The organism is Nocardiopsis listeri NBRC 13360, from assembly GCF_001570765.1.
Lineage (GTDB): Bacteria > Actinomycetota > Actinomycetes > Streptosporangiales > Streptosporangiaceae > Nocardiopsis > Nocardiopsis listeri.
In genome coordinates this window covers 1-1,996 of the sequence record NZ_BCSH01000124.1, presented here as the reverse complement: position 1 = coordinate 1,996, position 1,996 = coordinate 1, and the positions used below count along the sequence as shown (strand labels likewise).

At 56.7% G+C, this 1,996-nt stretch carries 1 rRNA gene; it reads left to right on the top strand.

The window, feature by feature from the left end:
- The first annotated feature begins 399 nt into the window (after positions 1-399).
- Positions 400-1,934, top strand: a 16S ribosomal RNA gene (locus tag NLI01S_RS24740).
- The last annotated feature ends 62 nt before the right edge of the window (positions 1,935-1,996 follow it).

Here is a 1,996-nt window from a genome sequence, read left to right as displayed (position 1 = left end):
AAGAGTCGCTTCAAAAGCCCAGCGTTCAAGCCACCAGGCGAAAACGCGAAAGCCGAAAGAAGCACAACGGGACCTTTACCCCGATCAGGAACACCGAAACCGCCGATTCGACGGGAAACGGAACACCTGATAAAGTAAAGACACAACGAAGAAGCCTTCCACGGAAGAGCAGCCGAGAATCACAGGATTCCGGAGCTTGTACGGGAAGAGTGATTGTTTCTTGAGAACTCAACAGCGCGTGTTTGATTTTCTTTAAGCCATGTTTGTTTTGGCCCCGACACACTTCATCGTGTGTAGGGTTCCTTTGATTGATCAACGCCAGTTGATCGGTCAGGATTTCTTCTAGGTTTACCCGGACCAGGCCGACCCTCACAGGTCGCCGGAACGGGTGGTATGACCTTTATGGAGAGTTTGATCCTGGCTCAGGACGAACGCTGGCGGCGTGCTTAACACATGCAAGTCGAGCGGTAAGGCCCTTCGGGGTACACGAGCGGCGAACGGGTGAGTAACACGTGAGCAACCTGCCCCCGACTCTGGGATAAGCGGCGGAAACGCCGTCTAATACCGGATACGACCCGCCACCTCATGGTGTGCGAGTGGAAAGTTTTTTCGGTTGGGGATGGGCTCGCGGCCTATCAGCTTGTTGGTGGGGTAAAGGCCTACCAAGGCGATTACGGGTAGCCGGCCTGAGAGGGCGACCGGCCACACTGGGACTGAGACACGGCCCAGACTCCTGCGGGAGGCAGCAGTGGGGAATATTGCACAATGGGCGAAAGCCTGATGCAGCGACGCCGCGTGGGGGATGACGGCCTTCGGGTTGTAAACCTCTTTTACCACTAACGCAGGCTCCACGTTCTCGTGGGGTTGACGGTAGGTGGGGAATAAGGACCGGCTAACTACGTGCCAGCAGCCGCGGTAATACGTAGGGTCCGAGCGTTGTCCGGAATTATTGGGCGTAAAGAGCTCGTAGGCGGCGTGTCGCGTCTGCTGTGAAAGACCGGGGCTTAACTCCGGTTCTGCAGTGGATACGGGCACGCTAGAGGTAGGTAGGGGAGACTGGAATTCCTGGTGTAGCGGTGAAATGCGCAGATATCAGGAGGAACACCGGTGGCGAAGGCGGGTCTCTGGGCCTTACCTGACGCTGAGGAGCGAAAGCATGGGGAGCGAACAGGATTAGATACCCTGGTAGTCCATGCCGTAAACGTTGGGCGCTAGGTGTGGGGACTTTCCACGGTTTCCGCGCCGTAGCTAACGCATTAAGCGCCCCGCCTGGGGAGTACGGCCGCAAGGCTAAAACTCAAAGGAATTGACGGGGGCCCGCACAAGCGGCGGAGCATGTTGCTTAATTCGACGCAACGCGAAGAACCTTACCAAGGTTTGACATCACCCGTGGACCTGTAGAGATACAGGGTCATTTAGTTGGTGGGTGACAGGTGGTGCATGGCTGTCGTCAGCTCGTGTCGTGAGATGTTGGGTTAAGTCCCGCAACGAGCGCAACCCTTGTTCCATGTTGCCAGCACGTAATGGTGGGGACTCATGGGAGACTGCCGGGGTCAACTCGGAGGAAGGTGGGGACGACGTCAAGTCATCATGCCCCTTATGTCTTGGGCTGCAAACATGCTACAATGGCCGGTACAATGGGCGTGCGAGACCGTAAGGTGGAGCGAATCCCTTAAAGCCGGTCTCAGTTCGGATTGGGGTCTGCAACTCGACCCCATGAAGGTGGAGTCGCTAGTAATCGCGGATCAGCAACGCCGCGGTGAATACGTTCCCGGGCCTTGTACACACCGCCCGTCACGTCATGAAAGTCGGCAACACCCGAAACTTGTGGCCTAACCCCTTGTGGGAGGGAATGAGTGAAGGTGGGGCTGGCGATTGGGACGAAGTCGTAACAAGGTAGCCGTACCGGAAGGTGCGGCTGGATCACCTCCTTTCTAAGGAGTCTTTTTCAGGCCGACGTTTTTTCTAGTTGTCGGTCGGACTCGAAAGTGGACCC